28 protein-coding genes and 2 pseudogenes are annotated in these 20,746 nt (G+C 61.1%); 20 read left to right on the top strand and 10 right to left on the bottom strand.

The window, feature by feature from the left end; all coding sequences use genetic code 11:
• Nucleotides 1-22 precede the first annotated feature (22 nt).
• Complete coding sequence (locus P9292_RS33710; RefSeq protein WP_309963485.1) at nt 23-424, top strand: DUF3331 domain-containing protein; 402 nt, start codon at nt 23-25, stop codon at nt 422-424.
• A gap of 574 nt (nt 425-998) precedes the next feature.
• On the opposite strand, the gene P9292_RS33705 is transcribed toward P9292_RS33710, so the two are convergent.
• Entirely contained in the window at nt 999-1,898 is a 900-nt protein-coding gene (locus tag P9292_RS33705) for a DMT family transporter (protein WP_309963483.1), read from the bottom strand.
• A 239-nt stretch (nt 1,899-2,137) separates the two neighbouring features.
• On the opposite strand from P9292_RS33705, the gene P9292_RS33700 reads away from it, so the two are divergent.
• The gene (locus P9292_RS33700; RefSeq protein ID WP_309963481.1) at nt 2,138-2,959 is read left to right on the top strand and encodes a hypothetical protein; all 822 of its coding nucleotides are present in this window, start codon (nt 2,138-2,140) and stop codon (nt 2,957-2,959) included.
• Nucleotides 2,960-3,017: 58 nt separating this feature from the next.
• On the opposite strand, the gene P9292_RS33695 is transcribed toward P9292_RS33700, so the two are convergent.
• The 3 genes from P9292_RS33695 to P9292_RS33685 all read right to left on the bottom strand — a co-directional run bounded on the left by P9292_RS33695 (nt 3,018) and on the right by P9292_RS33685 (nt 4,165).
• Nucleotides 3,018-3,320 carry a type II toxin-antitoxin system RelE/ParE family toxin gene (locus P9292_RS33695; protein WP_309963479.1) on the bottom strand — a complete coding sequence of 101 codons (303 nt, stop codon included), beginning with the start codon at nt 3,318-3,320 and terminating at the stop codon, nt 3,018-3,020.
• Complete coding sequence (locus P9292_RS33690; protein ID WP_309963477.1) at nt 3,317-3,559, bottom strand: type II toxin-antitoxin system ParD family antitoxin; 243 nt, start codon at nt 3,557-3,559, stop codon at nt 3,317-3,319. The genes P9292_RS33695 and P9292_RS33690 overlap by 4 nt, the downstream gene beginning before the upstream one ends.
• A 186-nt stretch (nt 3,560-3,745) precedes the next feature.
• Nucleotides 3,746-4,165, bottom strand: coding sequence for an ACT domain-containing protein (locus tag P9292_RS33685; protein ID WP_309963475.1), 420 nt, complete (start codon nt 4,163-4,165; stop codon nt 3,746-3,748).
• 177 nt (nt 4,166-4,342) lie between these two features.
• Here P9292_RS33685 and P9292_RS33680 point away from each other — a divergent pair, with 177 nt between their 5' ends.
• Entirely contained in the window at nt 4,343-4,567 is a 225-nt protein-coding gene (locus tag P9292_RS33680; protein ID WP_309963473.1) for a helix-turn-helix transcriptional regulator, read from the top strand.
• Between the two features lie 54 nt (nt 4,568-4,621).
• On the opposite strand, the pseudogene P9292_RS33675 reads toward P9292_RS33680, so the two are convergent.
• A pseudogene (locus tag P9292_RS33675) lies at nt 4,622-4,850 on the bottom strand (helix-turn-helix transcriptional regulator); the annotation flags it as partial.
• Nucleotides 4,851-5,258: 408 nt separating this feature from the next.
• On the opposite strand from P9292_RS33675, the gene P9292_RS33670 reads away from it, so the two are divergent.
• The 3 genes from P9292_RS33670 to P9292_RS33660 all read left to right on the top strand — a co-directional run bounded on the left by P9292_RS33670 (nt 5,259) and on the right by P9292_RS33660 (nt 6,918).
• On the top strand, nt 5,259-5,528 hold the full coding sequence (locus tag P9292_RS33670; protein ID WP_309963470.1) for a DUF1488 family protein: 270 nt from the start codon (nt 5,259-5,261) through the stop codon (nt 5,526-5,528).
• 477 nt (nt 5,529-6,005) lie between these two features.
• On the top strand, nt 6,006-6,500 hold the full coding sequence (locus P9292_RS33665) for an Hsp20/alpha crystallin family protein (RefSeq protein WP_309963468.1): 495 nt from the start codon (nt 6,006-6,008) through the stop codon (nt 6,498-6,500).
• A 178-nt stretch (nt 6,501-6,678) separates the two neighbouring features.
• Entirely contained in the window at nt 6,679-6,918 is a 240-nt protein-coding gene (locus tag P9292_RS33660) for a hypothetical protein (protein ID WP_309963465.1), read from the top strand.
• 72 nt (nt 6,919-6,990) lie between these two features.
• On the opposite strand, the gene P9292_RS33655 is transcribed toward P9292_RS33660, so the two are convergent.
• The 4 genes from P9292_RS33655 to P9292_RS33640 all read right to left on the bottom strand — a co-directional run bounded on the left by P9292_RS33655 (nt 6,991) and on the right by P9292_RS33640 (nt 8,590).
• On the bottom strand, nt 6,991-7,209 hold the full coding sequence (locus P9292_RS33655) for a hypothetical protein (protein WP_309963463.1): 219 nt from the start codon (nt 7,207-7,209) through the stop codon (nt 6,991-6,993).
• A gap of 86 nt (nt 7,210-7,295) precedes the next feature.
• Nucleotides 7,296-7,577, bottom strand: a complete 282-nt coding sequence (locus tag P9292_RS33650; protein ID WP_309963462.1) for a hypothetical protein — start codon at nt 7,575-7,577, stop codon at nt 7,296-7,298.
• Between the two features lie 88 nt (nt 7,578-7,665).
• The gene (locus P9292_RS33645; RefSeq protein ID WP_309963460.1) at nt 7,666-8,094 is read right to left on the bottom strand and encodes an Hsp20/alpha crystallin family protein; all 429 of its coding nucleotides are present in this window, start codon (nt 8,092-8,094) and stop codon (nt 7,666-7,668) included.
• 55 nt (nt 8,095-8,149) lie between these two features.
• Nucleotides 8,150-8,590, bottom strand: coding sequence for an Hsp20/alpha crystallin family protein (locus tag P9292_RS33640; protein ID WP_309963458.1), 441 nt, complete (start codon nt 8,588-8,590; stop codon nt 8,150-8,152).
• Between the two features lie 216 nt (nt 8,591-8,806).
• Here P9292_RS33640 and P9292_RS33635 point away from each other — a divergent pair.
• From P9292_RS33635 to P9292_RS33620, 4 genes and pseudogenes are all read left to right on the top strand, one after another.
• Nucleotides 8,807-9,441: pseudogene (locus tag P9292_RS33635) on the top strand (diguanylate cyclase).
• A 211-nt stretch (nt 9,442-9,652) separates the two neighbouring features.
• Nucleotides 9,653-9,970, top strand: a complete 318-nt coding sequence (gene groES, locus P9292_RS33630) for a co-chaperone GroES (RefSeq protein ID WP_309963456.1) — start codon at nt 9,653-9,655, stop codon at nt 9,968-9,970.
• 90 nt (nt 9,971-10,060) lie between these two features.
• Entirely contained in the window at nt 10,061-11,683 is a 1,623-nt protein-coding gene (groL, locus tag P9292_RS33625) for a chaperonin GroEL (protein WP_309963454.1), read from the top strand.
• Between the two features lie 114 nt (nt 11,684-11,797).
• A complete protein-coding gene (locus tag P9292_RS33620) occupies nt 11,798-12,061 on the top strand; it encodes a hypothetical protein (protein WP_309963452.1) in 264 nt (87 codons plus the stop codon).
• 706 nt (nt 12,062-12,767) lie between these two features.
• On the opposite strand, the gene P9292_RS33615 is transcribed toward P9292_RS33620, so the two are convergent.
• Nucleotides 12,768-13,073: a hypothetical protein gene (locus tag P9292_RS33615; protein ID WP_309963450.1), complete on the bottom strand. Its 306-nt coding sequence runs from the start codon at nt 13,071-13,073 to the stop codon at nt 12,768-12,770.
• A gap of 221 nt (nt 13,074-13,294) precedes the next feature.
• Here P9292_RS33615 and P9292_RS33610 point away from each other — a divergent pair, with 221 nt between their 5' ends.
• The 10 genes from P9292_RS33610 to P9292_RS33565 all read left to right on the top strand — a co-directional run bounded on the left by P9292_RS33610 (nt 13,295) and on the right by P9292_RS33565 (nt 20,718).
• Entirely contained in the window at nt 13,295-13,957 is a 663-nt protein-coding gene (locus P9292_RS33610; RefSeq protein WP_309963448.1) for a DUF3577 domain-containing protein, read from the top strand.
• A 453-nt stretch (nt 13,958-14,410) separates the two neighbouring features.
• Nucleotides 14,411-14,644, top strand: a complete 234-nt coding sequence (locus P9292_RS33605; protein WP_309963446.1) for a hypothetical protein — start codon at nt 14,411-14,413, stop codon at nt 14,642-14,644.
• A gap of 142 nt (nt 14,645-14,786) precedes the next feature.
• Entirely contained in the window at nt 14,787-15,206 is a 420-nt protein-coding gene (locus P9292_RS33600) for an antirestriction protein (RefSeq protein WP_309963444.1), read from the top strand.
• Nucleotides 15,207-15,279: 73 nt separating this feature from the next.
• Nucleotides 15,280-15,822 (top strand): hypothetical protein, encoded by a 543-nt coding sequence (locus tag P9292_RS33595; RefSeq protein ID WP_309963442.1) that lies wholly within the window; start codon nt 15,280-15,282, stop codon nt 15,820-15,822.
• A gap of 120 nt (nt 15,823-15,942) precedes the next feature.
• A complete protein-coding gene (locus P9292_RS33590; protein ID WP_309963439.1) occupies nt 15,943-16,479 on the top strand; it encodes a hypothetical protein in 537 nt (178 codons plus the stop codon).
• Between the two features lie 265 nt (nt 16,480-16,744).
• Nucleotides 16,745-17,314, top strand: coding sequence for a DUF3275 family protein (locus P9292_RS33585; protein ID WP_309963437.1), 570 nt, complete (start codon nt 16,745-16,747; stop codon nt 17,312-17,314).
• 67 nt (nt 17,315-17,381) lie between these two features.
• A complete protein-coding gene (locus P9292_RS33580; protein ID WP_309963435.1) occupies nt 17,382-18,488 on the top strand; it encodes a DUF6094 domain-containing protein in 1,107 nt (368 codons plus the stop codon).
• 74 nt (nt 18,489-18,562) lie between these two features.
• Nucleotides 18,563-19,018, top strand: a complete 456-nt coding sequence (locus tag P9292_RS33575; protein WP_309963432.1) for a hypothetical protein — start codon at nt 18,563-18,565, stop codon at nt 19,016-19,018.
• 287 nt (nt 19,019-19,305) lie between these two features.
• Nucleotides 19,306-19,935, top strand: coding sequence for a hypothetical protein (locus tag P9292_RS33570; RefSeq protein ID WP_309963430.1), 630 nt, complete (start codon nt 19,306-19,308; stop codon nt 19,933-19,935).
• A gap of 75 nt (nt 19,936-20,010) precedes the next feature.
• A complete protein-coding gene (locus P9292_RS33565; RefSeq protein ID WP_309963428.1) occupies nt 20,011-20,718 on the top strand; it encodes a hypothetical protein in 708 nt (235 codons plus the stop codon).
• Nucleotides 20,719-20,746 lie beyond the last annotated feature (28 nt).

The following is a 20,746-nucleotide window of genomic DNA, read 5'->3' as shown; positions in this document are numbered from 1 at the left end:
CGTCGTTGACAGGAGTACACATTTGGACCGGAACACGACGGAGGGAACCGCATGGCAGCGCGCCATTGGTCAACTTGATGCCGGACACGTGCATCAACTCGCGAATAGCGTGGCGCATTCAATCGATTCGCATGTAAGTCAGGTGTCGAACACCAACAGAGCCATTGCGATCGCCTTGCTCGATCGGATCAGTCCGCGAACGGCGACGGTCTCATGGAGCGATCCGCAGGGCTGTAAGTACGGCGAGCAGGTATGGCGGCTCGCCACCGCCAGACGAACGGGCGTATGCGCACTATGTGGACAACGAATCACCGCAGGCGATGCGATCTATCGTCCCGCGAAGACGAAGCCGCCTCCCGCTAACGCCGCAGCGATGATGCTTGCGATCGCGGTCGATCTCGCCCTGGCTGAACCATGTGGCTAACACTTGTGGACACGAAATAGTCCGGGTTCATCCGTTGAAATGATGCGCCATGTGCGGGCTTGCACTGTCGTCCTGCGCCGCGTGCGATAGGCCGGCATCTGTAGCAAAGCCGTGCTCCCGTCTGCATCGGGCAAACACCCGGTAACAGAAACGCCGTCGCTGAACTCCACCAGCATTTCATCGCCCGACGACAGCGGTGCATAACCTGGCGATTCCAGGCTGTGCAGAAGTGCCCCAGGGTAGAGGTGCGTGTGACGGGGTAGTGAAACGCCAGAGCATAAGCAAGTCTCCGTTGTGCCCAGCGATGATTGGGACGGATCGGGCCATCTGGAGCCTACGTCAGCGACTTTCATGAAGTTATAACCGTAAGCGCGGATCAGACGCTCACGCGGGCAATGACCGTCGGCCATAGGGCTGCCAATGGGACTTCTGATGGCAGCTTCCCGATCCACGTCCTTTGCATGCTCCTGCCTGTTGGGATAGTCCGGTCACACGGTATAGCTTCCACGCGACGATTTTACCTGGGAGGCCGCACGATGCACACGCCAGTGAGCTGGCGCGACGTCTGAAGACGCTAGAAGGCTGGACCCTCGGGCGGCTGTTCCCGTACCGCAACGGCTATTGAGCTGGCAACAATCAGCACGACCCCGATGAGGGCAAACATCCCCAGCGTCTCACCCCATACGATATACCCGAACAGCGTCGCCCAGATGATGCTGGTGTATGTGTACGGAGCAAGGGTTGCCGCGGCAGCCTGACGTACAGCTACGGTGAATAGCAGTTGCCCTGCCGTCGCAAAGACGCCAAGCAATGCCATGACGGCCAGGTCCGTCGCGGACGGCGTGCGCCATGCAACAACCAGCGTAACCCCGGTTATCAGGGTGCCGAGGCACGTGAAGAAGAGAACTGTCGTGCCCGAGTCATCGCTCTTGCGAATGCGTCGTATCTGGATCATCGACAGCGCACCGAATACGGCGCTGGACACCAAAAACAGCGGACCGATCCAGCTTGCCTGACTGCTGTCAGGTCGGACGACCAGCAACACTCCGACAAAGCCAACCAGCGCAGCAATAGCATTTGTGGCAGACAGCCGCTCCTTGAGCAGGACAGGCGCCAGAACGATGACAAACAGCGCCTCCGAATAGACGATAGCCACCGCTTCGCTCAACGGGACATACGGCAAACCGGCGAAGAACAGTCCGGATGCGCCGAGCAGCGTCAACGCTCGAACCGTCTGGCCGCGAACGTCCATAGACCTCAGGCGCGCAAGGACGGATCCGGACCGTAGATATACGGCAAGCGCGGGCACGATACCGAAGAGCATGCGGAAGAACGTGACCTCGTTCGGAGGATATCGCAGCGCGACAGCCTTGCCGAGCGCATCGACAACCGCAAAGCAGAACATCGATATCACTACGAGGCCGATGCTGTGAATTGCTGTCTGTCTTTTTTCCTTGATCGAGACAAAGCACATACGCCCTCTTCTGTTTCTACATCAAAATGCAAAAAGGGGATTTTCGCATACGCGCATATGTGTCGGCGCGAGGACACCGCAGTGCTGTACCACGGCAGGCTCCGCCGCGTACGGAAATCGCTCCCGCGCTTCAGGCAGGTACCGGATCGCATCCTGTTGCTCTGCTACAGATCGGCTGAATACAATATTCCCTTGCTGGCAGTCTTGAACTTCAGTTAAAAACCCCGCGGACTACAAATATGCTTCCCTCGCTCGAAGACAGGACAGGAACCTCACGAAAGCCGCGGATTCTCGTTCTGGAGGTTCGGGCACGAGAAAAGCCTGATGGTCCAGTTATCGTCCGTCTCCTCGTCGAACGCCTGGAACAGTACGAACGATATCCAGACGGCACGCTACGCCAGGCGGATCTAGAGATCGCATACCGGGCGCTCGACAGGCAGGTCCATACGGCGAATGGGCGTGGAGAATTTCGGGCGAGCTTTTCAACGTTCGACGCGCGTGCGTCTGTCACGCGCCACGGCGTCTGGGAGCATGGTTTCGTTACGCTCGATTTGCCGGGCCTTGAGGGAAACCGGATCGGGTCCTACCTGATGGATGAAATTGTTGCCTGGCTCGGGCAGTGGCCTGACGCAGACGTCAACGATATCGAGTTGCTTAAGGCGCAGGGATCCGGGACCAACAGGGCCCGCCGCAACCGGTTCTACGAGCGATACGGCTTCGTCTTCGATTACGATGATCCCGAGCAAAGGAGCGGCCGTTCCCAGCCACTGAAAGTCCGTGACCTGCACGCTGTCGAAAGCTGGAAGAAGAACATCAGGGAACGACAGCTTCCCGAGTATATAAGCGAGCTGATGCAATCAGAGAATCAGGCCAGGGCAGAAATACGAAGGCTCTCCCGCGCCCTACGGGAAGAACTGGACCTGCGCAGAAACGCGGAAACCCATCCGATCCTCAGGGTCACGAAGCTGATCTGCCTTCGGCTCTTTCATGGCGGTCTGGGCTGGGTCCTTGGCGCATTGATTGCCTTCATCGCGCTGGCGGCTTATCGTTTTCGTGCCTGAAAATCGAGTCGGATACTGGCGCTATGGGCAGATTGAATGTCCATCAACGCAACGGCTCTTAAGTGTCATCGCCGAGCCTACCTGGAATATCCATCTGCTGATGCAGGATGCGGACTATATCGATCAACGCAGACGATTCCCGGAAAAACACGACATGCATTCCAACCAGTGCTTTCCTGTAGCCTTCGCGCACGTCTGCGGCGGACAGACTTGGCTGGCTGCCGTCGGCCAGAGCGACAATGGTGCTTTCGATGCTCAGGATGTAACGCTCCGCCTGCACCTCTCCCCATCGGGCGACCGTGTAATCCCAGATTTCATCAAGGTCGCGTTCGGCCGCCGGTGAGAGAACAAACGGCCTCATGCTGCCCGGTTCCGCTTACCCGCGACGAATTTGCGAAAATCAAACGGACGCGACGGCCCGGACTGCTCGCCCTCGATAAGGGCTTCTCGCAGCGCCTCCAGCCTTGTCTCCTCGGTCTCGAGCAGGCGCAAGCCGGCACGGACCACGTCGCTGGCTGTGCTGTAACGACCGCTGCGCACGCGGTCATCTACGAACTCCGAAAAATGCTCACCCAGCGTGAACGATGTGCTTTTGCTCATGACGCGCACCTCCTGCCCTCAAGAATACCAATTTCTGGTAGTCGCTACCAGCAATTCGGCCTTGCGAAGGCGGGTTCCTATAGTTCACGTATGATCAGACCCTTTTATCGTGTCTGCCCCATCTAAAAAGCACACGCTGAGAGGCTGCAAACCACACACTAAAGGACTGAGGTCCAAAGTTGCGGTTCAACCTGTCGCATCGTGCAGTGCACGGGCCTGAAGTCCAGCCAGTTGAGCAAGCGCATCATCAGCCCGGTCTGCTGGTACGAAAAGATGATCGTGAAAGGCCGCAGCAACGACGTTGCAACTGATCCTCGCCCTGGTCAGTGCCTCGGCCACTGCGGCAGTCAGTCCTACCGCCTGCAGGTCGGAGTGGACCGTCAACGTGATCCACGCCGCTCTGAATAGCACGGGCAATCCTTCGCGCAGCGCCGTAGGCTCATCGATGATGACCGTCAGACCCTCGCGCTCACGAAACGTTGCGATGGGCGCAAGGCTCGGGACATCCCTACCGGGCTGAACCGACGAAAAGACATAGGTACCTTCGTTCAGCTCTGGCTGCATCGAAGCCAGCAGCAATGCAAGATCCGAAACCGGTTGGCTCACGGGGTTTCCTGTCGGACAAGGTCAATCGGGGGACGTCAACCGGCGCCCAAGGCAAAGTAGTAGTCGAGCTATTGTGACTGACTCAGGAAATTGTCACTCATAGTACGTGCAATCATAGAGCGTGGCCTCAAACAGGTCAAATCCGTAGGCTTCGATATCTTCCTCACTGAGATGTCGATGCAGTACGACCCCCTTGCCCTGTTTGGGAAACGCCTGATTGCACTGCGCAAGGCGCGCGGCTGGTCACAGGAGCGTCTCGCGCTCGAAAGTGGCCTGGCCCGATCGTACATTGGTGGCATTGAGCGCGGTCAGCGCAACATCGCTCTGTATAACATCTGTGTGCTTGCCTCCACACTCGGCATCTCGCCTGCTTCCATGCTCGATTTTGATGAGAGTGCGTGACATCGCATTGTTGCCCTTTTCAGTTCACAGCGAACCGTCGACGCGGCGCACGTGTAACCGGCAGATGAGCGCCGGCGCGGGGTTGGCATTGAAGGTCTTCCCGAAGCGCTCTTCCGCAATGAAGCGTTCGGTCGCGTCCTGGACCACCCAGCACCAGGGACTGCGGTTCATCGGCCGCGTCCGTCAGCACGAGACTGCGAACCTGATGCACGCGCCGGAAATCCGCCTCCACGATCACGTCCTGGAAGGTTTCGCCTGCCAATACCCGTTCGGCCGGGTATTGCTCCGGAAGAAGCAGATGTGGATAGCGCCAAGCGGCATCGCCGGTCGGTTTACCGACCATCTTGGCCGGTCGAGCGGGTAATTGTCGTTCGCTATCGCTACCTGAAGGAACCCTCAACGGCGGCGCTCCCATCATTGATAATCGGTTGCAGACCCGACTGCCGGTTGTCGGCCACGCCAGTGGAGTGCCAGGTATCCATCCCACGACATCTACGCTACGATCAGGATGGCCTCACCGGTGTGCTGCACCGAGCGGTCAATTGCGGTCCTTCCCGCTCATGACAGTCTGCCGGTTTGTCGAGCGACGGGAGCAACGTGCGGTCTCGCCCTCTGTATCCCAAACTTATACTGTCCGGAAAGATAGCCTTGGCCATGAGTGCATGGCAGGAACAATGTGGATGAGTTGCCGATGGACAGCATGCTGATGGCCCCCAATCTTTCCGATGACGGGTCCGTGCTCACCTTCACTATCGTTTTCCGGGGGCGCGTTGTTCAGTGTGGCATTACCCGGGACGCACTGGTGCAGTACTTCCGGGTTCCGGCTGATGCCGTGGAACAGCGGTTTCTGCGGGCATATGAGAATGGCCGCCAACGGATCCATGCTATCGCCGAACGTAAAATCCGTGCGTCAATGCACGAGCCGGTAATCGTCTCGGTGTCGGATTTCGCGCACAGATAAGAAAAACCAGCTGCGGGCGGCGCTACCGTTGCCGAAGCCGCCCTCCGGATCGACGACATGACGGTCTCCGTACGCCGCTCCACTGGCGGCCGAGCCAACGCATGCGCATCTTTCGTGAAGCGAGCGGTGAAAGCGTCACCACTATCAGATGCGGCGGCGTGTCGAACGAGCGACAGCGCGCCGTCGCGTTCTGAAGCCACAAGCAAAAATGTCGACCTGGACAGCAGGAAACCGAAGGCGACATTGCCGACCTTTTTGCCGCGCGGGCCTACACGAGACCGCAACGCTCAGGCGCATCCGCCTGTCGAACTCACCAACTGACCGCTCGAACCCGCCACTTGAATTCACTCATGACCGTTACTATCTTGGCATCGTGGTCGACCTGGTCATCCCGGGTCGTGTTCTGTCCATACGCAGGCGACGGCTCGGCAGTCGCTCGCGTGCAGGGCTTCGCCTGCCTTTTAATGAGGTGAAAAAATGGACTTCAGGAATCTGATTCCCTGGAACCGCGATCGCAACGTACCGGTCGTGCGTCAACGCGAAGACGATCATCCGGTGTTCGCACTGCATCGCGAAATGAACCGTCTGTTCGACGACTTTTTCCGCGGATTCGATCTACCCGCCCGCTTCGGCTCGTCGTTCGGCGCATCGTCTGGCTGGCCGAACATCGAACTCAACGAAAGCGACAAGGAGATCAGGGTCGTTGCTGAACTGCCCGGTCTCGAACAGAAAGATGTCGACGTGTCACTCGATAATGACGTCCTTACCATTCGTGGCGAAAAGAAGGGATCGTCGACGGGCGCGGTCTACAGCGAGCGGTGGCAAGGTACCTTCCAGCGCTCCGTGCAATTGAGCCCCGACGCCGATCCAGAGAAGATCACAGCTGATTTTCGCAATGGTGTGCTAACCGTGACCATCGCGAAGCGACCCGATGCGCAGACCCGCGTGCGTCGCATTCCCGTCAACGGGTAAGCGGTAGGTGGCCGGCTCGGTCCCGCATTTACCGGGGCATGTGCCGGCCGCCCTGCACGTTGTCAAATTGCAGCATCGACGCAGTATGTCGGACGCGACAATTTGCGATGCGGACCCAGGCTGTGATGAAGCAGCCTGCAAAGCGCTGCGAGGGTGTTCTTTTGCTATCGGAGGCACTATGCAAACGGAAGACGTCATTTACCGCGGCTGCGTGATCCGTCCGCTCGTCACGACAGCGGAAAACGGCCGCTATACAGCCGCAGCGGCTGTCACGGACCGGGAGGGCGAAACGCGGACGCTTGGCGTCGAGGGCGATTTCGCCGAGCCGCAGGAAGCCAGGGACCAGGCAATGGAACTGGCAATTGCCTGGATCCATCGCCGTAATGTTGTCTCCGACCATTATGTCCGCCGCGGATAATATTCACGCGTCGTTCGGTAACGGCGAACCGAACGACGCATCTCCCGGCTTCCTTTCAGGCAACGGGTAATTTCACGCGGACGTCTGCCGTGAACACTTCTCCGGATGAAATGCATCGAGAAGCGACCGCCCCCGATCTGTCAGCTTCGCGCGACGATACCCTTCAGCGCAGCGCTCCAGCATGACAAGTTGTCGTTCGAGCAGTGCGTCAAGCTTTGCACGGTTCATGTCGATCTGGTCCGGCGCATGCCGGACCAGCATGAGGGTTGCAAATTCGTGTGGACTAAGCATTGTTGTCTCCCAGTAACAATCAGGCCGTAACCAGGGGCACGGTATTGAACGAAGGCCAGTCACGCCCGTATCGACTGGCCGAACCATCAGGCTGCAAGACCAACGACCGGGCCTGCCTCGCCAAGGCGCCCCGAATCGATCGCATGGACCGCATAGTCGAGTGACTCGCGGTGCGCTTCGTCGGCACTCGACCAGCGCTGTGCATTTTGCGGCAGATGCCAGTCAGCGACCGGCTCGCTTTCCCGTCCGATTCGCACGAGCGCAATGTACGTGGCGGGCAGGGCTCCCGGCATGCCACAGTGCCATACCGGGAACGCCCGCGTTTCGATCGTGAAGCCCTTCCAGCTTTGCTGCCGTATGTCACTCATTGCCATTCTCCGGAAACATGCGGGGCCGCCCGGTGTATAGCGCACCGATGTACGGTCCCGCAGAACCCGATACGTTTTCCCGGACGTCTTAACCGGTCGTCACCTCGATACGACGCGGCTTTGCTTCGTCTCGACGCGGAATCGTCAGCTTCAGCACACCGTCGCGCAACTGCGCATCGATGCGCGACGCGTCGAAGTCCGGGCTCAGCGTAAAGGCGCGTGCAAAGCGCGGTGCACGGATCTCCGCATGGTGTACGCGAAGCGCGTCCGGCATCGGCACGACGGCTTCACCTTCGATGTAAAGGCTGCCGTCCTGCACGCGCACGTCGAGCTTCTCGCGCGGCACACCGGGCAGGTCCGCATACAGTGTGATCTCCTGACGATTTTCGAATACGTCCACAGCTGGGGTGATGCGCGGCTGGCGGGCGTCGCCGTCGCCGCTGCGCGCAGCCTGCGGCGCGGTGACGGCAGTGCCCGATGCCGGAGCACGTTCGGCCAGTTCGGTACGGTCGCTCATGATGTTCTCCTTGATGGTGGTTGCCGGTTAGCGGAATGTCGCATCGCATCGCCGGTTACTGGATGGTGATCGCGCGCGGCTTCGATGCCTCGGAGCGGCCAACGCTGACCGTCAGGCAGCCGTTCACATAGCGGGCCTGCACCTTGTCCGGGGCCGCGTGACGTGGCAGCTCGATCACGCGACGGAACGCACCGGTAAAACGCTCCTGCGCATAGACGCGTGTGTCCTCGGCCGGGCCGGCATCCACTGCCTTGCGCTCGCCGCTGATCGTAAGCAGCCCCTTGTCGATCGATACATCGATCTTCGATGGATCGAGTCCCGGCGCGAATGCGACGATCTCGACCGAGTCGTCGGTGCTGCCGATGTTGATGGGTGGAAAAGCGCCGATGCGCGCGGCACGCAGGCTCGACGGTGAGCCGGTGAACAGGTTTGCCATCTGCCGTTGCAGACGGTCGATTTCGCCGAACAGGTCGGCATTGAAGAATGGATCGCTCATGATGGGCTCCTTGTGGGGCCCGCCCGAACGGCAAACCGGACTACGCGCTCCAGCCCGCCTGCCCGGGACGCACCCCTCGACAGACAAATCGAAACACGCAGCGCGCTTGCGAAGACAACTCGCGCGACTGCTCAGCGAAACCTAAAATAGGTCAGGCCAAAAGAATTTCAAGACCCCTGCTACACATCTTTCCGCATTCGACGAAAAGGAGGCTTCATGGATCTTTTCGACACGCTGCAACGGCAGATCGATGGGATGCGTCTACCGCTTTATGCGGTCACGGTGACTACGGTCGCGCGCGTCAACACCCCGCTCGTGGCAATCCTTCACTGGCATGGTTTCCGCCGCTCAACACCCTTGCGCTACCCCGCATCGAGTTGCCGCGACGCCCCGTGCCAGGCAGCGCGCTTCAGATCGACGAGCCGTGGTTCACGTTCGATCACGTCGAGTGGGCGCTACTCGACGCCGCGTGGCGCCTCGGCGCGTGGGATCTCGAACGGCTCGAACACCGCGCATGCAATCAGATCGGCGCATCGGTGCGCGAGGCCCTGGCGTGTCGCCAGGCCTTCGGCGACTACGGCGATCGCAATGAGCATGACCTGCACCTCGTCGATGGTGCGCCCGAGCGCGACGCACTGATGCGGCTTGCAGCCGACCGCGGTTATGTTCGCTGGCAGTTCCGTCCGGTCAAGGGCGGACTGTGGCGCACGCTCGAAGAGCCAGACGACACGCTCGACGCAGACGGCGGCCGCCGCCAGCCCTGCCCGGTTGGGCCCTTGCCGCGCCGGGCGGGACGTCACGGCCGCACCGTCTACCAGCTCGGCCGCGTCGGGCGAATTCTGCTCCCGTGAGTCCGGCTTCCGGCAAGCGTATTCGCGAAGAAGCGCAAGAAACAATTTGTTACAAGGTCAGTCCGGGATGGCTCTTGAAGCATTTTCAGGCCGCCACTATTTCGCTTTCCGCCAGTCATTGGCCCGGCTGTGCACGGGGCGATTCCCGTTGCCCGCAGACCTCCGCAGCCGGATTCCTTTTTGGTGATCTGTTATCGCTCAGGAGATGGAAATGCAGATTCGTCCCCTCGACGACCGGGTTATCGTCAAGCGGATCGAGCAGCAACGCACGACGGCGTCCGGCATCGTGATTCCCGACTCGGCTGCCGAGAAGCCCGAACAGGGTGAAGTCATTGCGGTCGGCAGTGGCCGCCTGCTCCAGGATGGCACGCAGCGACCGCTACAACTGAAAGTCGGTGACCAGGTTCTCTTCGGCAAATACTCAGGCCAGACCGTCAAGGTGGACGGCGAAGAACTGCTCGTGATGCGTGAAGAGGACGTGATGGGGGTGCTTGAGCCCGAAGCGGCCGCTACGAAGAAAGCAGCCTGATTCCGCTGGATCCCTGGTTCGTCCGCGAATCGCCAGTCGCGTTCTGGCGTTCGCGACGTCCCGTTCAACGACTTTTCCCGCAGCAACAACATGAGTGCGAAAGACGTAAAGTTTCATGACAGCGCCCGCAGCCGGATCGTCAAGGGCGTGAACGTGCTGGCCGATGCCGTGAAGGTGACGCTCGGCCCGAAGGGCCGCAACGTGCTGATCGAGCGCAGCTTTGGCGCGCCGACCATTACGAAGGATGGTGTGTCGGTCGCGAAGGAAATCGAGCTGAAGGACCGCTTCGAAAACATGGGGGCGCAGGTGGTCAAGCAGGTCGCGTCGAAGACGGCTGATGTCGCCGGCGATGGCACCACGACCGCTACCGTGCTCGCGCAGGCAATCGTGCAGGAAGGCATGAAGCATGTCGCGGCTGGCATGAATCCGATGGACCTCAAGCGCGGCATCGACAAGGCGGTGACCGCCGTGCTTGACGAACTGCGCGGCCTGTCAAAGCCGATCTCGACTAACAGGGAAATTGCGCAGGTCGCGTCGATTTCGGCGAACGCCGACGAGTCGATCGGCAGGATCATCGCCGAAGCAATGGAGAAGGTCGGCAAGGAAGGCGTGATCACGGTCGAGGACGGCAAGTCGCTCGACAACGAACTGGGCGTGGTCGAAGGCATGCAGTTCGACCGCGGCTACGTGAGTCCGTATTTCATCAACGATCCCGATAAGCAGGCCGCGTATCTGGACGACGCGTTGATTCTGCTGCACGACAAAAAGATTTCGGCGATCCGCGATCTGCTGCCGGTACTCGAAGCGACGTCCAAGGCCGGCAAGCCGCTGCTGATCGTGGCCGAGGATATCGAGGGAGAAGCGCTTGCGACGCTCGTCGTCAACGCAATGCGCGGCATCCTGAAAGTGGCCGCCGTGAAGGCACCGGGCTTCGGCGACCGTCGCAAGGCGATGCTCGAAGACATTGCGATCCTTACGGGCGCGACCGTTATTTCCGAGGAAACCGGCAAGCAGCTCGAGAAGGCCACGCTTGAAGATCTCGGCCGCGCGAAGCGCATTGAGGTGCGCAAGGACGACACCATCATCATCGACGGCGCGGGCGACGCCGAACGCATCAAGGCGCGCGTCAAGGCGATCCGCACGCAGATCGAGGAAGCGACGAGCGACTACGACCGCGAGAAGCTGCAGGAACGCGTGGCGAAGCTCGCCGGCGGTGTCGCGGTGATCAGGGTCGGCGCGGCGACCGAGGTCGAGATGAAGGAAAAGAAAGACCGTGTGGACGATGCGTTGCACGCGACGCGCGCGGCCGTGGAGGAAGGCATCGTCGCTGGCGGCGGCGTCGCGTTGCTGCGCGCGCGGGCCGCGGTGTCGAATCTCAAGGTCGTGAACGGCGACCAGGACGCGGGCATCCGCATTGCACTGCGCGCGCTCGAAGCGCCACTGCGGGTGATCGCGGCGAACGCGGGCGACGAGCCGTCGGTCGTAATTGCGAAGGTGCTCGAAGGCAAAGGCAACTTCGGCTACAACGCAGCCACAGGCGAGTATGGCGATCTGGTCGAAAACGGCGTCGTCGATCCGACCAAGGTGACGCGTACCGCGCTGCAGAACGCGGCCTCGATCGCCGGCCTGATCCTGACGACCGATGCGACCGTCGCCGAGGCTCCGAAGGAAGAGAAGACCGCGCCCGCGACGGCACCTGAACTTGAGTATTGACGGACGTTGCTTCCGGATACGCTCACGCGCCGGCTTCGGCAGGCGTGGTTCCGGTCCGGTCGCATGTATCGCGGGACCGGACCGGCCAGAAGCCCCAAACAAATTTGATCGGCAATGGACCTGACACTGACGATTGATGGACGCAAGCTGAGCATCGAACTCGACGATGTCGTCGTGGGCCTGCTGGCTGCACGCCTGGATTTGCCGGCGGGCACCGACCAGCGCGAAGCCGTCATGCGCTATCTCGGCGAAGTCGGAAGCCCGTGGATGCTCGACGAAAGCCATATGCGCAAGCGGATCCTGCGCCGTCTGATTCTGGACATCGCGGATCCCGCGCTGATCGTGCGCCACCTGATGGCCGATCAGCCACAGCGGTGAGCACCGCGCTGAGCCTGGTCTTGAAAAAATATGTTGTTTTACTAATGTGTTATCCAAAAGGTGGTGCATGGCTGCGTGGTGCGCCATGCGCCGTGTGATCTGACAGACTTGTACCTGTAGCGGGAGTGACGGACGAACCCGAACCGCTCGAATCTCGCCCTCGCTCCGAAGGAGGAAATGATGAACGGTCTGCGTTTTGACTCGAATCAACCCGGCATGCTGGATCGTATTCTTGGCAAGGCAGTATCGCGGTACGGCAACTGGGGGCCCGCATTACGGAGCCGATACCAGACGCTGCGCGAGAGGGTTGCGAACGCGTGGTCGGCGGTCCGCGCATGGGTCGATGACATGCGGCCTTTCTGAGGAACGACGGACGGAGGCGTCAATGGACAGCACGAGGACAGAACGTTCGATGGCTATGACATTCACGTCAAGGCAGTGATGTGGTTCATCAGGGCCGCGGCACCCTCGCCCCGGGGGGATTCAGGACGATCGGTACGTGCCTCTTGTCCCGATCCAAAGGACGGTAAGGCATACGTCGAGTGGCATCGACCGAAGCAGTGCAGGCTGCGCGCTACCCGGCAGCACGACGAAGAAGACGCGCTCGCGTACGCATCGCGGCTCGCCGGCCGACCGCCATTTGACGGGCCGATCGTGGCGTGAGACTGCACGCGACGACCGTCCCCGTCGTAAATGCCGGCAATCATTACCGAGGATAGCCGCCGTCGGGAGCCACGCTGGCGGCTGTCTGTAGATTGGCCCGTCGTGCCTTGTGCAGGCTGCACGACGGGCTGCACGCAGCAGGAATACCCTCCTCGTCCTGATCGACAATTCCTTCGGCCGCCCGACCGACCCGCCGTCGTGCGCATGGCATCGGCACCGTCTGTTTCCGCAGCCCGTCGGCCACGCCTGCGGCCATGACATCGTGAGGCAGCGTGATATAGCCTCCTCGTTCGTGATATTGATCAGGAGTACAGATAATTTCCTTCCTGGAAATGCTTGATTTTTCCATATTCCTGCCTATGATTCCGGACTGAAGTCGCCCGCTGGAGCCTGTCCAGCATCTTTTGCAGTACCGTCGCGCGTGCGACACCTTTTGCGGTTGTGCTTCGTCCCGCCGTCTGGACCGCCGCAGGTCATCCGACCGGAAGCTTCCTTGCTGACCCGTCTGGGGAATTGTCATTCCCCGACCCGGGTATTGGCGATTCCCTTTTTTCGTTCTGGAGAATCGTCATGAACCAGTCTGTCGAACCCCGCAAGTATTTCGATCTTCATCTGCGCGGCCTCGGGTATCTCTCCCGCGTCCGCGATGTCACCTCGCGTGGCAATGGCCGCAGCAAGGCCAAACCCTTTCTTGCATGCTCGATCTCCGCGTTTCATGGCGATCCAAACGTTGATAACGGCATCGTCTATCTTCCCCTCGACCTGATCGTCTCCGGCGAAAAGGCAAAAGAAGCAGTTCGCTCCGTCATGGACGACGCCAATGATCGGGACGTGAAGGTGCTCGTCGCCTTCCGGTCCGGTGATCACTATATCCGTACATTCGAACGCACAGGCAACCGTGCGGGCGAAACGGGCTCTGTCCTCAAAGGGCGTCTCCTCAAGCTCTTCTGGATTAAGGTCGACGGCCAGGAAGTCTGGCGCGACGAAGGCGACGACGCTGACGCTGGCGTCGATACGTCGCGGGAAGTTGTCGACGCACACGAGCCGTCCCCGGAACATCGTGACGGCCATGACACGCCTGCGGCCGGAGAACCTGTCGACGGCGGCAATAGTGGAGAGGTCAGCAACGACGCATCTGCACCTGGACGCGCCTCGCCGCGCACCAACCGCCATCCACCGCTGCGCCGTCAGGGCGGCGGCAATGTCCGTCAACCTGCTGCCGGCGACCGGTAGCCGGTAACCTCCCCCCGTTCCGCTCGGGGAACTCCCTCTTCACGCCGGGTCGTCACCCCGGCTTTCCGGAGCGACTCGTGACGTGTCGCTCCGGAAAGCCGGCCTCGCTCCGCAGATCACCTGACCGGATCCACGGTGATCCTACGCGCCGTGCCGTTTGCCGCGGACCGACTGTCCTGTGGCAAACATGAGCCTGGCAGCTCTGCCGCTGCCAGGCGTCATGCGTCATTCGCCCGAAGGCCAATGACGCATGACGGTTTCACTGCCGGCCTGCCAGTTGCGGCCCCGTCCATCGCGACGTCACAGCGATACCCTTGCAGCCCATTCCGGTGTCATCGTCTGCACGGCTGCGCCCGGTTCGTTACGACACCGGGTACGGAAAATCTCTTTTCCCCTTGGGGCGTTCTCGCCCCTGGGCCCGGATGCCCCTTTTTTTCATCAAGGACGCAACCGATGAAACATCCAATACCACCCGGCAAATCCATTCCGGACCGCCGCAATGAAATCCAGCAGGAACTCGCCCGATACGGTTACCGGGTGGAGTACGACGCCGGTGCCATTCCGGGCGAAGGCCACAACCTGGTCAGCCTCGACACGGGAGAAGCCGTCGATGACGTGCCCGAATTGATCCTTGCTCTGGCCGAAGAATGGTCGCGGCTCACCGACGATATCGAAAGCTCCCGATAGCGGCCACGTGCCTCGGTGGTTTTCACCTCAGGAGATCATCGACTACCGACCATTGCACTACTGGAATCGCGCTGTTCAACCCACGCGGGGAATGCTTTCCCCGCCCGGGAAACCGTCCTCCGCATTTTTTCTGGAGGATGTTATGAACCAGGCTGCTCAAACCCGTTCCATCGTCGCCACCCTCGTGCCCGAGGAACGCCGTATGGAAATCCTGCCGCGTTACCTTGGCAGGCACATGATCCGCGGTGAAATTGCCGTCTACACAGCAATGGAATCGCTTTGCGACACGTACCACGGCGGGTTCTGGGACTATGTCGAGCTGTCCAACGGCGCGTTCTACATGGCGCCCCGCATGGATGGTCCTCTTAACATCAGTTGTGACGGCAACGGCTACGCGGGTGAGATGAGTTGCGATGCGGCCGGTATTGTCGCGACGCTCTTCGCGCTGAACGCGATGGCGTGGTCGACCGAAAACGAGACATTCACCGATCTCTATCACAGGCTCATCGCATTCGTGCCATCTCACTCCGAAGCACGCGAGATCTTCGCTGCCATCGACTGACACCTGATTATCCCTCACTCCTTGCGGAACGCAGCCCGCAGGGGTGCGTCTCCGCGTTCCCCCGGAGACAACCATGCCAACCTGTGCACTCCTGATCACCCGACCACGCCACACGCAACCCGTTCTCCGCGGCCACAGCACACTGGCCCATGCGGTGAACTGGCCTGACGACAACAGCGATTCACCACAGCGGGCCTTTGAGTGCCGCGACGGTCGAACGCTACCGCGCTACGCCGAACAGAACGCCGATCTTCGCGACGGCCTTTATCTTGGCCTCTTCAACGGCCGCGACGAACCGTTCGCCGCATCTCCTGCGCCCGGATTTGATGGCCCGCTGATCGGCCGGCTGCGTCACTGCCACACGGTCGAGGCGCGCGAAATGAAACTCGAATTTCTCGATCCGTTCGAAGGTCGCCTGTTCTTTCCCGAGATGGAGATGATCGCGGGTCCTGACGGCTACGTCCCCACAGGCAGGATCGCGCTACCGATCCAGTTCGGGCTGAGCACGGGCGCGATCGTATTCGATGGCCGGTACTTCGCCGACTGGACCGTTTTCATCATCAGCTCGGTGCGCACCGTCATCGGTCGCGACCTTCGCTCACAACAGAGAATGTGACGGCGGCACCTGCCGCTATCTCACAACACGCCTTTACCAGCACCGGCTCAACGGTGCGTTCCCCGCGGGGCATCGTCCCCGCCCCGGGGTGATGCTCTGCTTCACTTCACGAGGTGCATCATGGGATGGCTTTTTGGACATGGGCAGACCCGCTCGCAACTGATCGGACACCTGACCCGCGATGAGGAAAACAACGGAACCACACGGCATTGCCTGCGTCATTGTTCGAGCGGAAACGTGCTCTGGACGGTGTGGGAGATTCGTCGCCCGAATGAGGCTCCGTTCCGTTATATCGGCTGCGACCTGATGGCCTACGACAAAAGCTGCGCCGGTTGGGGCTACAAGGATCTTTGCGAGGAGATGGAGCCGCTCTACTACTCGTGCCCCCTTGCCTATCTCGATATGGTGCCGCCTGCGGCACCCGCCTGGAGCGATCAGGTTCGTGCGTGGCATGCGGCGCGCTCGCGACCGCTGGCCATCGGTGACACGCTGACATTCAGTGGTCTTTCCATCATCGAGGCGGTGGTCGTCGGAAAACGCGGCCGGACCTGGATCATGGCATGCGACGGCGCCCTCTACGCACTACCGCCGAGAATGCTTCGGCACATCGTTGACCAGCGCCCGGCTTCCGGCCCGCAGCCCCTGACTTCGAACTGAAACACGCTCATGTGCGCCTGGCCAACGGTCCAGGCGCCATTCCGAAGCCACTCAGACTGGAGACGCTTCGGAATGGCATTACCGCTGGCCTGCCGGATGCAGGTCCGCCTGTCGCCGCGTAGCGCGACTCCCTTGCAGCCATCTTCCGGCGCCTTGTCTGCGCGGCTGCATGTCCGGCACGCGACATCCGGAATCTCTCCCATCCCCAACCGGCGGGTCATCGTGCCCGCCAGGGGCAGGACCTGCCTCTTTCCGTGGAGGCATCATGATCACGATCCCCGGCACGCTCGACGTGCGCACCATCAAGGGCAGCAACGGTCCGTTCCAGGTCGGCGAACTAACTACATCCGTCGGCGAGTTCAAGGTCAAGGACAAGCTGCTCGAACAGTTCGAGGCGGGCGCCTACACGGGCACCTTCCTCATCGACAAGATCTATCCGCACAGCTATGTCTGGTACGGCAAGGTGACAGTCGAAATCCGCGCCCGCCTCGCCGACGTGCAACTCGACAACGACGAACCGCTCGGCGATGCCGACGCTGCGCAGCCCTCGATTGAGCCCGATCCGGCGGACGAGGAACGTCGGGCCGCGGCGGATGCGGCGATGGGCACCGCGTCACCCGCAGAGGACGTCGTCGAACAGCCCACATCGCAAGCGTCTGGCGACCTGTACCTGCCCGATCTCTTCGGCGTGGAGCTGGCCGACGCGATCCTGGCCGGCGAGCCCGTCAAGCTCGACTCCACTGTCGAACGCAGCCTGCTGCGCCGTCAAAGCGAGGAACTCGACGCGTACGGCTACGCATTCCAGGCGTCGACCCAGACGTGGTTCAAGTCCTGATTCATTTCAACGTCGGGGATGGGCGCACGGCATCGCGCATCCCTGATTCCCGTTTTCGGAGGCTTGCATGGCCCTCATCTTTCCCCGTCTCGCGAGAAATTTCGTGAAGAACGGATATTTTCCGACCGACGCCGTCACGCTCGACCGCATTGTTCACGCCCTGGCGCTGGCCGACCCTGACAGCCCTGTCCGGCTTCTCGATCCCTGCTGCGGCGAAGGTGCGGCATTGCACGACCTGAAGCAGGCGTTTTGCGTACAGAGCACATCGCCCGAGTCCGTGCGCGCGTATGGAGTCGAGTACGACCAGGAGCGGGCATGGCATGCGAAGGGCGTGCTGGATACCGTAGCTCACACGGATGTTCACGATATGTTCGTCACGGCCCGCAGCATGGGGTTGCTCTTTCTCAACCCGCCTTATGGAGATGTCGTTTCCGACAAGGCACAGACCGCTGGGCGCCAGTTAAACCGGCTCGAGAAGGTCTTCTACCAGAAGTCTGTCCCGTGGCTCGCTTTCGGCGGCGTGCTCGTGCTCATCGTCCCGTACTACGTGATCGATCGCGAATTCGCGACCATGATCGCGCGCAACTTCTCGCACGTCGAGGTGTTTCTCGCCCCGGACCAGACGTTCAAGCAGCTCGTGCTGTTCGGCATCAAACGACGTGCGGACGGTGTCGACGCGGCAGTCATGGCGATGCTCACGAAAATCTCCGACGGGGAACTTCCGCCGGTGCTTCCTGAACACTGGGCCACCTCAAGCTATGCCATCCGGTGCGCGACTGGCGAATGTGCATTCGTTGCCACCCGTATTGACGCTCCCCAGCTCGAACGGGAAGTCGAACGGCTTGAACATGCCACGCTCTGGCCGCAGTTCGCATCGATGTTTGTTCCGGAGCCCGTCGCGCCGCGACGGCCGTTGCGCGACCTGTCCGACTGGCATCTCGCGCTTGCGCTTGCCGCCGGTCAGATCACCGGCGTCGTCACCGGACTGGACGGTACGCGTCTGCTCATTCGTGGCGACACGATCAAGCGCAAGGAGCAGGAAGTGCAGATCGAGGAAACGGACAAGGGCGATATCCGCACCACGATCCTGATGCGGGACCGGTTCGTACCGACCATCGCCGGCATTGACTTTACCCCCGGCCCGAACCTGGGCCGGATCGTGACGATCCGCTAACGCGGCGTCGATTTTCTTCACCCCGCGGGGCCGCGCCCCGCAGGGGCAGGCTCCGCCCTCGACAGGAGAACACCATGAACACCCTGCCCGATAGCGCCGGGGCAAACCTCACCACATTCATGGTCGGCTACACGCTTGACCAGACGCATCGTGTCGTCGTTGGTATGCACGCAGCCAGCGCCGAAGCGGCATGCGCCATCGCACGCGCAGCATTCAACGCCGGAACGCTGTGGGATAACCCGCCTGACCTTCCACTGCTATATGACGACCATGAGGAACTCGATGGACAGACCCTGCGGTTCGATGCGACCGCCGTTCCTTCGTGGCCCGCGGCACATACCTCGGTACGTGCCGCCAGACTGCGCACGACGGCAGACCTCCTGCTCGAATTTGCGCGGCTCGTCGATAACCGTGCTCCGGGCGCTGACGTCATCGCATCGTGGCATCCGGAAACGCTAGTCGGCATGTCCCTTACCGCTCGCCAGTTGCACGAGCTACGCAGGCTGCTCGCCACCCTGGCGGATCTCTGAACTTTCACCGGCAAGACCGGCCACGGGCACCCCATGCGGGGTGCTTTCCAGATACATCGTGCTGATGAGCGTCATCGTGTATCTGGAAAGCACACTGTAAAAACATTCGCAGAATTACCGCTGGTTTGCCGGTCGCAAACCCGCCGTCGCACGTCACGCGACGCCCCGATGCAGCCCTTTCCGGCGCCTTCGTCTGCGCGGCTGCAGTCCACCTGGACACGGAACGCCATCAACCCCTCCGGGATCGCACCCGGTGGGTGCGCCCGGAGTCCTCCGAGGAGCCCGCCATGCTGTACCCCATCCTGGAACTGCAGGACATCTTCGTCGATGCCTGCGTACGAACCTCCACTGGCGAACTGATGTTTCTCTCGGCCTTCGGTCGCGACGGTTCGCTGCAACAACTCTATGCCTCACTGCACCTCGGTGCGCAGGAAGGAGGCATCCAGCAGGTCACGATACTCGACCCGACGACCCGCCAGCCCATTGCCTCCGCGTCCGTCGGCGACTCCAGGCGGCTCGACAAGTTCAGTGGTCGCCTGCCGAAAGAGAACCTGTTCGGCAACCTCGTGCATACGTGGATCTTCGACGCATCCCTGACGACATCGGCGAAGTCCACAGGCATAGCCTGGCTGCTGATAGACCGGCACTTGCAGGCCGACGATGCCAGCTCCATTGCCACCCGTGCGTGGTCGCTCATCGCGCAACTGAGTCCTGTTCCCCTGCTGCCGCACTGGCGCGATCGCGTACTCAGCACCCTGGGCAGTGAAACCGTAACCGACCTTGCACAGACCGCCTGCGCACCCGTCGGCCGGCTCCATGCGTCGCAGATTGCGCTGCCCGAAGCATTCAGCGAAACGCTCTCCGAACTCGTGCGCAACGGCGATCTTCTCCTCGAGGACGACGTCAGCGCGGACTGATGCTTTCGCCTTTTCCCAACCGGCGGGCATCGTCTGTCCCGCTGGGACGGCCGCCCGCTCATTCAGGAGGCTGTCATGGCCAACAACTATTACGACGCCACCGGTGTCCTCGTTCTGGACCGTGTCACCCCGGTCATTGCTGCACTGTTCGGTGCATTCCTGCTCGACGCCGACTGGCCAGGCAACGGCCACGCCTACATCGCACGGATCTCCGAAACGAATGATCCGCACTGGACCGATATCCGCGACGGACTGATGCGCCTCGCGGCACAACTCGACCTGCCCTGTCCCGGGGAGGAGGACATCACCATCGATACCCTTTTCGGACTGCTCGCGGACCACTTCGATGTCAACGACGATAATCGTTTGAACACGCTGGTCGACGCCCATCCCCTTGAGGATGCCGCCAGTCTTGAGGCGTTGTTCATGATCGCACTTTGCTTCAACGATGGCCACGGCCTGCGTGCCATCCAGTTCGAAGGCTGCTGGAATTGCAGCCAGCCACGCCTGTTCGAATTCGGAGGCGACGGTGCCTTCATCAGCCGGGAAGTCATCCATTACGGCGACAGTCGCCAGCCAGTCGAATTCGGCGTCGGCCTGCGCGAAGCCCTGATAAAAAACGATCTCGATAGCGCAACGGCAATGCTTGCAACGATGGTGAGACAAACGCTCGCCGGAATCAGCGACACCGGAGCGCGCCAATCGCTCGCCGTCCGGCTGGCCGCTTTGCTTCATCAAATGGGCACCAGCGCCCGAACCACGCCGCTCTCAAGCGGCCAGTAAACGTTCCTTCTCAACCCACGTGGGGATA

Source organism: Caballeronia sp. LZ001 (assembly GCF_031450875.1).
Classification (GTDB): domain Bacteria; phylum Pseudomonadota; class Gammaproteobacteria; order Burkholderiales; family Burkholderiaceae; genus Caballeronia.
Note: the sequence above shows the minus strand (reverse complement) of the source record. Positions and strands in the feature narration are given on the sequence as shown.